Origin of the sequence: Acidovorax sp. 69 (assembly GCF_002797445.1) — a bacterium.
In the GTDB taxonomy this organism is placed as follows: domain Bacteria; phylum Pseudomonadota; class Gammaproteobacteria; order Burkholderiales; family Burkholderiaceae_C; genus Acidovorax.
The window spans coordinates 1,578,237-1,590,728 of sequence record NZ_PGEP01000001.1; the positions used below are offsets into that span (position 1 = coordinate 1,578,237).

The 12,492-nt window shown below is 63.8% G+C and carries 11 protein-coding genes; 3 read left to right on the forward strand and 8 right to left on the reverse strand.

What is annotated here, in order from left to right; genetic code table 11:
• Positions 1-168 precede the first annotated feature (168 nt).
• From CLU85_RS07280 to CLU85_RS07300, 5 genes are all read right to left on the reverse strand, one after another.
• Positions 169-2,115 (reverse strand): PhoX family phosphatase, encoded by a 1,947-nt coding sequence (locus tag CLU85_RS07280; protein ID WP_100409686.1) that lies wholly within the window; start codon positions 2,113-2,115, stop codon positions 169-171.
• Between the two features lie 337 nt (positions 2,116-2,452).
• The gene (locus tag CLU85_RS07285; RefSeq protein ID WP_100409687.1) at positions 2,453-3,214 is read right to left on the reverse strand and encodes a FecR domain-containing protein; all 762 of its coding nucleotides are present in this window, start codon (positions 3,212-3,214) and stop codon (positions 2,453-2,455) included.
• A complete protein-coding gene (locus tag CLU85_RS07290; protein ID WP_100409688.1) occupies positions 3,171-4,013 on the reverse strand; it encodes a BPSS1780 family membrane protein in 843 nt (280 codons plus the stop codon). The genes CLU85_RS07285 and CLU85_RS07290 overlap by 44 nt, the downstream gene beginning before the upstream one ends.
• A gap of 188 nt (positions 4,014-4,201) precedes the next feature.
• On the reverse strand, positions 4,202-5,155 hold the full coding sequence (locus CLU85_RS07295; protein ID WP_100409689.1) for a homoserine kinase: 954 nt from the start codon (positions 5,153-5,155) through the stop codon (positions 4,202-4,204).
• A 101-nt stretch (positions 5,156-5,256) separates the two neighbouring features.
• Positions 5,257-5,616: a hypothetical protein gene (locus CLU85_RS07300; protein ID WP_100409690.1), complete on the reverse strand. Its 360-nt coding sequence runs from the start codon at positions 5,614-5,616 to the stop codon at positions 5,257-5,259.
• Between the two features lie 53 nt (positions 5,617-5,669).
• Between CLU85_RS07300 and polA the strand changes: the two genes are divergently transcribed.
• Positions 5,670-8,468, forward strand: coding sequence for a DNA polymerase I (gene polA, locus CLU85_RS07305; RefSeq protein ID WP_100409691.1), 2,799 nt, complete (start codon positions 5,670-5,672; stop codon positions 8,466-8,468).
• A 240-nt stretch (positions 8,469-8,708) separates the two neighbouring features.
• On the opposite strand, the gene CLU85_RS07310 is transcribed toward polA, so the two are convergent.
• Positions 8,709-9,002, reverse strand: coding sequence for a DUF4148 domain-containing protein (locus CLU85_RS07310; RefSeq protein ID WP_100409692.1), 294 nt, complete (start codon positions 9,000-9,002; stop codon positions 8,709-8,711).
• An 82-nt stretch (positions 9,003-9,084) separates the two neighbouring features.
• A complete protein-coding gene (locus CLU85_RS07315) occupies positions 9,085-9,372 on the reverse strand; it encodes a DUF4148 domain-containing protein (RefSeq protein WP_100409693.1) in 288 nt (95 codons plus the stop codon).
• Between the two features lie 480 nt (positions 9,373-9,852).
• On the opposite strand from CLU85_RS07315, the gene yghU reads away from it, so the two are divergent.
• On the forward strand, positions 9,853-10,758 hold the full coding sequence (yghU, locus tag CLU85_RS07320; RefSeq protein WP_100409694.1) for a glutathione-dependent disulfide-bond oxidoreductase: 906 nt from the start codon (positions 9,853-9,855) through the stop codon (positions 10,756-10,758).
• Positions 10,759-10,778: 20 nt separating this feature from the next.
• A complete protein-coding gene (locus CLU85_RS07325; RefSeq protein ID WP_100412414.1) occupies positions 10,779-11,411 on the forward strand; it encodes a glutathione S-transferase family protein in 633 nt (210 codons plus the stop codon).
• A 172-nt stretch (positions 11,412-11,583) separates the two neighbouring features.
• Here the strand turns inward: CLU85_RS07325 and CLU85_RS07330 are convergent, their stop codons facing one another.
• A complete protein-coding gene (locus CLU85_RS07330; protein ID WP_100409695.1) occupies positions 11,584-12,474 on the reverse strand; it encodes an NAD-dependent epimerase/dehydratase family protein in 891 nt (296 codons plus the stop codon).
• Positions 12,475-12,492 lie beyond the last annotated feature (18 nt).

Below are 12,492 nucleotides of genomic sequence, written 5' to 3' on the forward strand. Positions count from 1 at the left end.
ATTGATTGCGCTAGTGGCATATCCCCCCTTGGTTCAGAAGCAATGGATCCAGCCTTTTACGGATGGGTGCATTCGCGTCTGGCGCAGTCGCCATAAAAAAAGGCGGGGCATCAGCCCCGCCTTTTTGCATGGAAGGCATGCCGTGCATGCCCGCCATTTGCCCGTGGATCAGCCCAGCTTCATCTGTGTCGGCGTACCCGTGAGGTACCCCACGGCCGCACCCGACTTGTTCTTGTAGTTGGCCTTGACCAGCGGGTCGAGGGTGTCCTTGACCACGCTGTGGATGGCGCCCCAGTCACCGGCGTGCTGGAAGTTGCTCATGATGTAGGTCCAGCCGTTGATCTCGTCCACGGCGTGCAGGCCTGTGGATTCGCCGCCGGCAGGGATCGACATCACGCGCGACAGCTGCTTGGTGTCCACGTTGTAGGCCCACAGGAAGTTGTTCACGTGCTGGCCGCTGTCCTCGCCGATGAACAGGGTGCGCATCTTTTCGGAGAACTTGAGGTTGTCCGGGTTGGCGATGGTGTTGGGGTTGGCGGTGTTGCCCAGGGCGTCGGCGGTGATGTCTTCACCGGCCAGCAATGCCTTGGTGTCCACGGGCATCCATTCGCTGTTGATGGCTGCACCTGCGGTGTCCTTCTGGCCACCCTTGAGGTTCAGTGCCATCACGGCGCCGGCCACCAGTTGCTTGGGCACCGAGATGCCGTTGCCGGGTACGTTGGCAGCATTGCCCGCCACCATGGACGACTGGATGTTCTGCAGGGCAGAGTAAGCCACCTTGTCCTTGATGTTGACGGTGGTGCCTTCCATCTTGGTGAAGCCCAGGCTGGCGCCCATGAAAGCGGCGTAGCGATGGGTTTCCAGGAACGCGGCGGCCTTCTCCATGCCGGCGTTGATCTTGATCCACTCGGTTTTGCCGTTGGCGACGATCTTGGTGTACGAGGCATCGCTGGGGTCTTTGCTCACCACCGTCATGATGTCGGTGGGCTTGAGCGTGTTCGCCAGGTTCTCGATCTCGGCGCTGGTTGCAGAACCGAGCTTGATCCAGGTCAACGCGGCGGCCGTGGTGGCCTTGGGGTCGATAGAGAAGCCGCTACCCACCTTGGCTGCGTACAGCGTGCCCGACGACAGGTCTTTTTCCTTGTCTGCCACGAACACGAAGTAGGCGCTGTTGGTGGCGTCGTCGCCCATCAGCGCGGTGCGGTTGTCGGGCATGACCTGCACCAGTTCGTGCGAGATGCGGCCCATGCAGTAGTGCTTCTTGATGCTGCCCGTGCCGTCGGCGTTCACCGTCACTTCCGGCATGTGGCCGTAGTGGTACGGGTTGGCTTTGGCGGCGTCGCCATACAGGTTCTTGCTGTAGGCCTGGAACATGGTGTTGCTGGCGATGCTGAAGGCATCGGGCTCGTACTCCTCGCTCGACAGGTGCGTGCCCCAGGGCGACAGGCTGGCGCCGCAGGTGATCCACAGGCCATGCACCTTGGAGGTGTCCACGTTGTGGTAATTCACCAGGCTCAGCTTGCCGGTGGTCTGGTCCTGGTCAAGGGTCAGCACGGCGATGGGTGAAGGCAGCTTGCCGTACATGTCGCTCTTGCCGTCTTGCGCCCAGGTGGTGTATTCAAACTGCACCACGGCAAACACGGCCTTGCCCTTGAGGCCGGTGACCGTTGGGTTGGCGACCGTCAAGAGCGAAGTGCCGTCGGGTGCATCGGAGTAGAAATGACGCTCTTTGCCCACCACGGTGCTGTCGATGATGGGCTTGTTGTTGATGTCGTAGTACCCACCCGACAGGATGGTGCCGCCCTTGCCGTCGGAGACCATGTCACCCGTCACGAAGAAGGGTTGGTAGGCCAGCTGGAACGACCGCACGGAGTCATCGCTGAGCTTGATGTTCAGCGTGGAGCCCACCGTGGTGGTGGCCATGGCAGCCGCAGATGCGAGCGTTGGTGCGGCCATCGAGGTGAAGCTGGCCGAGACAAAGCTGGGTGCGGAGTCGCCGCCGCCGCCGCAGGCAGACAGCAAGGCTGCCGACGCGCTGGCGCTGAGTGGAAGCATGGGAACGCCCGCCAGCAGTTGCAGGGCTTTGCGGCGGGTGGGCATCGTCGGTTGGGTCATTTTTGGGGTGTTTCCAAGTAGGTATGCGGACGTTCGTGGCCATGCCGCGCCCTGGCCCCATGCCCCTGTGTGACGGGATGAGGGTGGGTGGCATGGATTCCAGCGGCCGATGCTAGGAATTCCCCGTGACAGTGGTTTGACGGTTGTGTGACGGTTTGACGCGGGCGCAGGCACCGAGGGGCTGGGTCGGCGGGCGCTGTGCAAGGTCGGGCGTGCTGATGGGCGGGCGCCGTGGAGGTCGCCGGCAGGCCGGGATGGTGGTGGGCGGGCGCCGTGGAGGTCGCCGGCAGGCCGGGATGGTGGTGGGCCTGGTCCGTCTTTGCCCGCCAGAAACTGCTCAGTCGCGGGAGCCCGGTGGGCCGGATGAATAGCTGGGTGAGGCCCCGCCGCTGCCATCCTTGCTGCCTTTGCGCCCGGTGATTTGCCAAGCCGTGCGCTGGTTCACGAGGCCCGCCAGAAATTCCAGCTCTTCGTCGGTGTGGTTGATGGCGCCTGCCGGTGTCAGCAGGCGGCCATTGCGCGGCGTGGGTTCGGCCCAGAACGACTGGTGGTAGGACGACTGGCTGACCACGCTTTCGCTGCCAGATGTCAGGTCCACCGTGCCATAGCAGTTGCACAGGTAGCCGCGCTGGCCCTGATCGGCAAACACCTCGGCATACACCCCCGTGCCACGGATGCCTGCGGTGGCAGTGGGCAGGATGATCTGGCGGTCGGTGCCGCGCCCCCACACGCTGGCCACCGCACCGCTGAGCACGCGCAGCACCTTGACGGCGGTGGGGGTGTCGCTCTCCAGCGCCACGCGCGAGTTTTGTCGCACCATGAAGGCGCTGTCTCCGATGCTGAAAACAGCGGTCGAACCGGGGCCGGTCTCTATGCGGTCGCTCGCGACGACGGTGTGCTGGTTGGTCAGGGGCTCACCGTTGCGCAGCACATCACCGCGCAACTCCACGATGTTGCTGCGCGCTTGGGCATGGGCTGCGGCCCATCCGCCGGACGCCATCCACAGCGCTGCGGCCTGCATGAGGCTGCGCCGCCGGAACCAGGCCAGTTCGTCCTCAGAGCGGCCCAGGAGTTGATGCGGGTGGTGGTGGCTCGTCATGGGGCGCCTCGGGCACGGTTGTGGAAGGAGGTTCGAAGCAATCACGGAAGGTGAACACCACCGACGTGAAGAACATGGCAGCCATCATCATGGCGGCTCCCACCATGATGCCACCGGCCGCCGATCCGGCAAGCCCTGCCACCGCAAGCAGCGCCGAGACCAGGCTGACCACCAGACCCCCCAGCAGGAAAACGCCCAACCAGCCGAGCCCATAGACCACGAAGGCGCCAAAGTTGCGCACGCAGGCCACGATGCTGAAGAACAGCGCTTTGACCGGCGGCACGCCGTGCCAGTGCACCAGCCCCGGTGCATGCCAGAACAGCAGCGACAGCGGCAGGTACAACATCATGGACAGCCACATGGCGCTCTGGAAGGCTGGGTCTTCGGCCACCTCCTTGGTCAGCGGGGCACCACCCAGGTACACCTGGGCAAACTGCCCGCCGTCCAGCAGGGCCGAAAGGCCCATGATGGCCAGGAACCCCCCAGCGTACAGCGCGCCCAGCACCAGCATGTCGCGCAGGCGCTGCTGGCCGGTGCGAAACGCCACCAGCAACAGGGCAGGGGTCGGAAACTTTCCCAACGAGGCCTGCGCTGAGGCCACCATCATCGCCAGAGTGGCCGACGGCAGCAGAGCCAAGGCAATCGCAGGGCCCACCAGGGGAATCATGGTGGCCAGCGACATGGAGGCCATGGTCATGAAGAACAGCGCTGCCAGCGCCATGGGCTGCCGCCAGAACGCCCGGATGCCGAGCTTGACCCAGGCCATGCCAGTGCGGGCGGGGACGATGTGGAGTTTCATGAATGCGTTGGAGAGGAAAAGAAGGCCTGCACCTGCGCAGGGCCCCATGTTGGCCACAGAAAGGCCAGGCCCGGTGGTGGCGCCAAGGCATCGAATTTACCGCAGTGCCTCAATCCGGCCACCACGCAGGGCGTAAACAGGCCTAGGGGAGGGGGCTTTGGTGCGGCGACTCCTCCACGGCCCAGCGGTCAGCGTGGGTGCACGGGACGCGCAATCCGGCCCCGCAGCACGCGCTCAAAATGTGTGGGGTCGTGGGGCGTGAGCATGGAGGCTTCACGGGGCAGGTAGAAGTCCCACAGGCGCGATATCCAAAAGCGCAGCGCACCGGCGCGCAGCATGGCGGGCAGCAGTTCACGTTCAGCCGCCGTGAGCGGGCGCACGGCCTGGTAGGCGTCGAGCATGCGGCTGGCGCGCTTGGCATCGTGGACGCCGGTGGCAAGGTCGATGCACCAGTCGTTCAGGCACACGGCCAGGTCGAAGAGAAACGTGTCCACGCCCGCAAAGTAGAAGTCGAAAAACCCCGTGAGTTCTTCGCCATCAAACATCACGTTGTCGCGGAACAGGTCGGCATGCACCGGGCCCCTGGGCAAGGCAGCATAGGCCGAGCTGGCGGACACGTGGTTCTGGTAGGCCAGCTCCGAGCGCAGCAGAGCGGCCTGCGCCTCGCCAATGTGTGGCAACACCACGGGCACGGTTTCGTTCCACCAGGGCAGTCCGCGCAGGTTGGGCTGGTGCCTGTCAAAGTCGCGTCCCGCCAGATGCATGCGTGCCAGCATGGTGCCCACGGCCGCACAGTGCGCGCCCTGTGGCGCTAGCTGGCTCTTGCCATGCAGCTTGTTCACCACGGCAGCGGGCTTGCCACATACGGAGTGCAGGATGTCGCCGTTTTTGTCGGCACGGGGGTCTGGCACAGGCACACCGGCATGCGCCAGGTGTTTCATCAGGTACAGATAGAAAGGCAACTGCTCGGCGGTGAGCCGCTCGAACAGCGTGAGCACGAAAGCGCCCTGGTCGCTGGTGAGAAAGTAGTTGGTGTTCTCGATACCGCCCTCGATGCCACGCAGCTCCACCAGCTCACCCAGTTGTAAACGGCACAGCAGATCGCGCGCCTCGGTATTGGAGACTTCGGTAAAAACAGCCATCGCTCAGAAGGTATCGAAAAAGTGAGGGAGGAATTGGCGGGTGCGAAAGGAAGACGCGGCAGTGCTGCGTGCAGCGGCAGGTGCGCTGCAGCCCCCTGGGCTCAGAACTTCAGCACGTTCCAGACGCGGGGCGCAGTGGTGGTTTCTGCGCCACTGTTGCTGCCCGCACGGCTGCGGGCGCCATCGGGTGACTGCACTTCGTACCCCGGCAGGTTGCCCGCCTTGGGCTGCACCGAAATCGTCTGCGTCTGACCGCCGACGCGAAGTTCATCCACCCGGCTGCCTGCATCTTCCACCTGGATGCGCTCGGTGCGCTGGTTGGCGCGGCCCGATGGCTGCTCTTGATTTTGCAGCACCTCGCGCTTGTCTGTAGCGCCCTGGGGGGCGGTTTGACTTGAATTTTGGGCAAAGACGGTGCCGGAGGCCATGCCCAGCAGAAAAAGAAGGTGAACAGCGCGCATCGGGCGATTGTAGAGCGCTGCCCGGGTGTGGCAGGGGCGGGCACAATCGCTGCATGAGCAACAAAAAGACCCTGGTGCTGGTGGATGGCTCCAGCTACCTCTACCGCGCCTTTCACGCCATGCCCGACCTGCGGGCCGTGCCGGGTGACCCCAGCAGCGCCGCCACAGGCGCCATCCGCGGCATGATCAACATGATGCAGGCGCTGCGCAAAGAGGTGCATGCCGACTATGCCGTGTGCGTGTTCGACGCCTCGGGCCCCACCTTCCGCGATGCCTTGTACACCGAATACAAGGCCACGCGCTCGCCCATGCCCGACGACCTGCGCAGCCAGATCGAGCCCATCCACGAGGTGGTGGACCTGCTGGGCTGGAAGGTGGTGGCCGTGCCTGGCGTGGAGGCCGACGACGTGATCGCCACCTTGGCCAACGCAGCAGCCGCACAGGGCATTGAGGTCATCGTGTCCAGCGGCGACAAAGACCTGAGCCAGCTGGTCAACGAGCACATCACCATCATCGACACCATGAGCGGCAAGCGCCGCGACGTGGCGGGCGTGACAGCAGAGTTTGGCGTGCCACCCACGCTGATGGTGGACTACCAGGCCCTGGTGGGCGACACCGTGGACAACGTGCCCGGCGTGACCAAGGTGGGGCCCAAAACGGCCGCCAAGTGGCTGGAAGAATACGGCTCGCTCGACAACCTGATTGCGAACGCCGACGCCATCAAGGGCGTGGCAGGCAACAACCTGCGCGAAGCCATTGCCAGCGGCCAACTGGCCCTGAGCCGCCAGCTCGTCACCATGAAGACCGACTGCGCGCTGGCCGACTACATCCCCGGTTTGCCCGCGTTTGACGACATCACACTCGACGCGCCAGACAGCGCTGGTTTGCTGCCGTTTTACGAAAAATACGGCTTCAAGGGCCTGGCCAGCGCGATCAAGGGCGCAGCGGCCCCAGCGGCTGCAGCCCCCACCGTCGCCATGCCCGGCCAAAGCGGCGACCTGTTTGCCGATCATTCCGCCAGCACCGTGGCCGAAGAAGCCCAGCACCGCACGGTGGTGTACGACACCATCCTGAACTGGGCCGACTTTGACCAGTGGCTGCAGCGCCTGCACAAAGCCCCGCTCACGGCCATCGACACCGAAACAGACTCTCTCGACGAAATGCGCGCACAAATCGTCGGCATCAGTTTCAGCGTGCAGCCCGGTGAGGCCGCCTACATTCCCCTGCGCCACGAAGGCCCCGATGCGCCCGCGCAAATGCCGCTGGATGAAGTGCTCGCCCGCCTCAAGCCCTGGCTGGAAGACTTAAGGCACCCCAAGCTGGGCCAGCACATCAAGTACGACCGCCATGTGTTCGCCAACCACGGCATCGAGGTGCAGGGCTACGCGCACGACACCATGCTGCAAAGCTACGTGCTCGAAGTGCACAAGCCCCATAACCTGACCAGCCTGGCCGAGCGCCACACCGGCCGCAAAGGCATCACCTACGAAGACCTGTGCGGCAAAGGCGCCCACCAGATCCCGTTTGCGCAGGTGCCCGTGGACAAAGCCGCCGCCTACTCGTGCGAAGACTCCGACCAGACCCTGGACGTGCACAACGCCCTGTGGCCCCTGCTGCAGGCTGACGAAAAATTGCGCTTCATCTACGAGCTGGAAATGCGCAGCAGCGAAACGCTTTACCGCATTGAGCGCAACGGCGTCCTGATTGACGCGCCCACCCTGGCCAACCAGAGTCACGAACTGGGCCAGCGCATCCTGCAGCTCGAAACCGAGGCGTACGAGATTGCAGGCCAGCCCTTCAACCTGAGCAGCCCCAAGCAACTGGGCGAAATCTTCTTCGACAAACTGGGCATGCCGGTTGTGAAGAAGACCGCCACCGGCGCCCGCAGCACCGACGAAGAAGTTCTGGAAAAACTGGCCGAGGACTACCCCCTGCCCGCCAAGCTGCTGGAGCACCGGGGCCTCGTCAAGCTCAAAGGCACCTACACCGACAAGCTGGCCCAGCTGGCGCTGCCACGCACCGGCCGCGTGCACACCCACTACGCGCAGGCCGTGGCCGTGACTGGCCGCTTGTCCAGCAACGACCCCAACCTGCAGAACATCCCCATCCGCACTCCCGAAGGCCGTCGCGTGCGCGAAGCCTTCGTGGCCCCCGCAGGCTGCGTGATTGCCAGCGCCGACTACTCGCAGATCGAGCTGCGCATCATGGCCCACCTGAGCGGCGACCACTCGCTGCTGCATGCCTTCCACGCCGGGCTGGACGTGCACCGCGCCACCGCTGCCGAGGTGTTTGGGGTAGAGGTGGACCAGGTCACCAGCGAGCAACGCCGCTACGCCAAGGTCATCAACTTTGGCCTCATCTACGGCATGAGCAGCTTTGGCCTGGCCAAGAACCTGGGTATTGAGACCAAGGCCGCTGCGGCGTACATCGACAAATACTTCCAGCGCTACCCCGGCGTGAAGCAGTACATGGATGAAACCAAGGCTTTAGCCAAGTCCATGGGCTACGTCGAAACCGTGTTCGGCCGCCGCCTGTACCTGCCCGAGATCAACTCCCCCAACGGCCCCCGCCGCGCCGGGGCCGAACGCGCCGCCATCAATGCGCCCATGCAGGGCACGGCGGCGGACCTGATCAAACTGGCGATGGTGGCCGTGCAGAAAGAGCTCGATACCCACAAGCCGGACATCCAGATGATCATGCAGGTGCACGATGAACTGGTGTTTGAGCTGCCGGAGGGCGAGGTGGATTGGCTCAAGAGCCATATCCCGCGCCTAATGGCGGAGGTGGCGGCGCTGAAGGTGCCGTTACTGGCGGAGGTGGGGGTGGGGGTGAATTGGGATAAGGCGCATTGAGCCTGCCAGCGCAAGCGCGGCAGGGCGTCAATTTGAGTGTTTTTGGCCCCTGGAGCTTTCCCTTAAAGCGCAAGAAGCTATATTTTTGATAGCTGATTATTCAGCGGCCAATAAAAAGGGCTCCCCGATGGGAGCCCTTTTTGTTTTCATGCACAGCAGTGGCGGTGAAAACACTCCCCATGGCAGCTCCCCCGCCAATGCTAGGGACCGCCACCATGGGAAGGCCCGCAACTCAATCGATCACATCGCGCCGATTTCGCCAGACGAGATCTGGCCGGTGCGCAGGGCTTCTGCAGCCTGGGCACGCACCGCAGCGCGGTCAGCCGTGGACTTGTAAGTCACGACACGCGAGCCAGCAGGCTCGATGGAACGGGTCTGTGCCACGGTAGCGGCTTCAGCAGCCACTTCAGCGCGGGTGCGGCTGGTTTCAAACTTGGTGGCAAATTGCGAAGCATCGGCTTCGTCGGCCTGTGCACCAAAAGAAGCGAAAGCGGCCACAGCGGCGATAGACAGGAAACGGGCAGTCTTGTTCATGGTGAAACTCCAGTGAAATTCAAAAAATGGGGGTGAGGTACTGACAAATACGCAAACAGGGGAACAGCGGATTCAAAAAGAATCAACCGCGCTCGCCCGAAGGGATCTGGCCAGTACGCACAGCGTCAGCAGCCTGGGCACGCACCGCAGCGCGGTCAGCCGTGGACTTGTAAGTCACGACACGCGAGCCAGCAGGCTCGATGGAACGGGTCTGGGCCACGGTAGCGGCTTCAGCAGTCACTTCAGCGCGGGTGCGGTTGGTTTCAAACTTGGTGGCAAATTGCGAAGCATCGGCTTCGTCGGCCTGGGCACCAAAAGAAGCGAAAGCGGCGACAGCGGCGATGGAGAGGAAACGTGCGGTGTTGTTCATGATGAAAATCCTTGAAGTTAAAAAGCGGCTCAAAAAACCGGAGCAAAGAGCAAGAAGAAATGACTGCTTCAAACCGGGTTCGGTGAGTCGCCTTGCGGGTTCGGCTCATCGATGGGTTGAACTGTACGCCGATGGTGTTCAGAGAAAAACTACCCGGTCGCGAACTAACTGTTCCAGTATTGGAAACAATGAGGGGCGAATTTTTTGGGGTTAACCCGAATTTTTTGGATGAAACAGGCACCGAATGCTGTTTTTTGAAGGCAAAACATGTCTTTGGCAGGAATGGTTGTTCGGGCCATGAGGGGCTGGGGCCTGCGCAACATCGCCCGCCGAGGCGACCACATCCCCTGAGCCGGTGGAAGGGTTTGATGGGCTTTGACAGACACCGCCTTGCTCCGTCGCTACACTTTTTTCGCACAGCGGCGCCATGGCGCAAGCCGCTTCACCCTTTCTTTTCACCCCCTATTTGGTGCCCCTCTCATGACCCATCCGACCCCCTACACCCCACCCGCCATCTGGCAATGGAACAAGGAAAACGGCGGGCAATTCGCCAGCATCAACCGGCCCGTTGCCGGGGCCACGCATGACAAGGAATTGCCCGTGGGGCGGCACCCGCTGCAGCTGTATTCGCTGGGCACTCCCAATGGCGTGAAAGTGACGGTGATGCTGGAAGAGCTGCTGGCGCTGGGCCATAGCGGGGCAGAGTACGACGCGTGGCTGATTCGCATCAATGAGGGGGCACAGTTTGGCAGCGGGTTTGTTGGCGTGAACCCGAATTCCAAAATCCCTGCGCTGCTGGACCGCAGCGATGCCGCCAACCCGGTGCGCGTGTTCGAGTCCGGCGCTATCTTGATGTACCTGGCCGAGAAGTTCGGTAATGCCTTTCTGCCCACCAGTGGCGCGGCGCGCGCCGAGTGCCTGTCTTGGCTGTTCTGGCAGATGGGCAGCGCGCCGTTTTTGGGTGGCGGGTTTGGGCACTTTTATGCCTATGCGCCCGAGAAATACGAATACCCGATCAATCGGTATGCGATGGAGGTCAAGCGCCAGCTCGATGTACTTAACCAGCGCCTGGCCGACAACGAGTTTTTGATTGGCAGCGAGTACACAGTGGCGGACATCGCCATCTGGCCCTGGTATGGGTTGATGGTCAAAGGCCAGGCCTATGACGCGGGCGAGTTTTTGCAAGTGCACGAATACACCCATGTGGTGCGCTGGGCCGACCAGATTGCCAGGCGCCCCGCGGTGCAGCGGGGGCGCAAGGTGAATCGCGTCAATGGCGACCCGGCCAACCAGTTGCGCGAACGGCATGACGCCAGCGACTTTGATACGAAGACGCAGGACAAGATCGAGGCTGCCGCGTCGGGTTCTTCATCATCCGCACAATGAGCGCTTTGCAGGACGCCACCATGATCACCCTCTACGACTGCGCCACGGCGCCCAGCCCGCGTCGCGCGCGCATCCTGCTGGCCGAAAAAGGCATTGCCCACGACACCGTGCAGGTGGACCTGCGCAGCGGTGAGCAGATGGGCGATGCCTACCGGCAGATCAACCCGCAATGCACGGTGCCCGCGCTGCGCACCGACGACGGTTTGCTGCTGACCGACAACGCGGCCATTGCGGCGTATGTGGAGGCGCGCTACCCGCAGCCGGCACTGCTGGGCGAAACCCCTGCAGAAAAGGCCGAGATCGCCAGCTGGAACTGGCGCATGGAGTTTGAGGGACTGCAAGCCATTGCCGAGGCGCTGCGCAACAGTGCGCCCGCCATGGCCAACCGGGCCTTGCCGGGCGCGGTGGACTACCCGCAAATCCCGGCGCTGGCCGAGCGCGGGCTGGTGCGGGTGGCGCAGTTCTTCCACCTGCTCAATGAGCGCCTGGCGGGCCGCGACTTCATTGCCGCCGGCCGCTTCAGCATGGCCGACATCACGGCCGTGGTGGCGGTGGATTTTGCGCGCGTGGTCAAGCACAAGCCGGGCGAACAGCACCCGCACCTGCTGCGCTGGCGCACGGCCATGGCGGCGCGGCCGTCGATGTCGCTGTAGCGTGTGCCCCCGTGGCGTGGCGGGCCTGTCGGGTTCCTGGTGTATCCAGGGCCGGGTGAGCCCATCGGTTGGTAGATTGCTATTAAATAAATAGCTATCAGGGCATGCAAAGCCTGCGCTAGAGGGTGATTGGTCTGTGTATTGGGCGCCAACCACCCCGGCGGTACTGCGCTCAACGCCAGGCGGTAGCCACCAGCTCGCTGTAGTGCACCGCCTTGCGCCCCAGCAGCTGTTGGAACAGTGCCGGGTTGCCCACGTTGTCGCTGCCCAGCATGCTCAGGGTTTCGGTGCACCAGGGCACGCCCGGCACCGCGTCGCCCAGGCGGGCGCTCAGCTGGGTCAGCGGGTCGGGGAGGCGCAGCACATGGGCTTTGCCATGGCCCAGTTGCTGGCGCAGGCTGGCAATGAAGTCGCCCATGGTCAGCGCCTCAGGCCCTGCGCATTCAATGATGCCCTGGGTGGCGATGGCGGGCCCCAGCAGCGCAACGATGGTGGCGGCCAGGTCGTGTACCGACACCGGCTGTACCCGCGCTGTGAGCATGGGGCCCGGGAACAGCGCGAGCGGCAGGCGCGCCAGGTTCATGAACAGGGCGCTGCTGTCGCCGCCTTTGCCAAACACGACGCTCGGGCGCAGGATGGCGGGCTGCACGACCCCTTGCCCGGCCAGTGCCATCAGGTGCGTGTCGGCAGCGCGTTTGGTGGTGGCATAACGGGTGGCGCTGCCTTCAATGCCCAGTGCCGAAATGTGCACCACGCGCCGCACGCCCGCCTGGGCGCAGGCGTCAAACAGGGCCGAGGGCGTGTGCTGGTGCACGGCGTCGATGGGGCGCGCGCGGCTGTCGCGCAGCACCCCCACCGCGTTGACCACCGCATCGATACCCGCCAGACGGGGCACCCAGGCCTGTGCCGTGGTGTCGTGCGCAAAATCCATGGGCACTTGCAAGGCATGCGGCGACCGGTGCCGGGGGGATACACCGCCGTGCACCTGGTGCCCGGCGCGGGTGAGTGCTGCGGCCACGGTACGGCCCACAAAACCGGTGGAGCCGGTCAGCAAAATATTCATTGGCGTTGTCCTGCGAAG